This window comes from Helicobacter pylori, from assembly GCF_006439795.1.
Lineage (GTDB): Bacteria > Campylobacterota > Campylobacteria > Campylobacterales > Helicobacteraceae > Helicobacter > Helicobacter pylori_CR.
The window spans coordinates 1-860 of the sequence record NZ_VEYL01000035.1; the positions used below are offsets into that span (position 1 = coordinate 1).

Annotated in this window: 1 pseudogene; it reads right to left on the reverse strand. The window is 43.4% G+C overall.

Annotated elements, in window-relative coordinates:
• Window positions 1-860: pseudogene (babB, locus tag FIM66_RS07980) on the reverse strand (Hop family adhesin BabB); the annotation flags it as partial.

Here is an 860-nt window from a genome sequence, read left to right on the forward strand (position 1 = left end):
GTATTTGAGTTCAGCCCCCATAAAGGAATAGTAATTGGTGTTAATGGTAGGGATTTTAAGCCCTAGTTCAATGCCGTGTTGCGCTGCATGATCGCTGCCTTTTTTCTTAGGCCTAGCGAGATTCATCCTCACTCCCATGTTGAATAAGAATTGGAAGTTAGCGACATTCAATTTAGCGTTATAGACATTATTCACGGTGGCTAAATTCACATACTCAGAATTAAGCCATGAAGTGCCCGCTAACGCAATCCCACCAAAAAGCCCCACAGAAAGCTTGTTGTTTTTGCCTAAGAAATTGGTGGCTTTGTCGTTGATGAAGTTATAGAGAGCGTCCGCTCCAAAGCCATAAGTCCATACATCAGAAGCCGAGTTGAAAAAGCTGGATTTGATGAACGCATGGTTGTAATCAAAAAAGCCGTAATACCTAGCGCCCCATTTTCTTTTTTGGCCAAAGAATTGCTTATAGCCCACTTGAATACCGATCCCATTCATCGCACCGTTGTTGGTTTGAGAGCTGACGATGCCAACTTTCCTAAAGGGGTTACGCCCTAGTTCTTGATTGATGGTTTGGATTTGGTTATAAGAGTTTTGATTCAAGTAGTAATTGGTTTCTATGCCTTGCGGGCTATAGGGGTTATTCTTTTGGCTCACCACATTTTGCAAAGACTGAGCGTTAGGGACCTTTGAGAGCGCGGTGGTGATGCTGTTATAAGTGTTGCCCAATTCGCTGTATCTAGATTTGAAATGCACTAGAGTGTCAGCGATATTTTCCGCTTGCTCTATTTGCTGCGCTTGAGTGCCAAAATGAGCGATGCTGTTGGTTAAATTCGTTATGGTTTCTTGCACATACGCGCAACCGG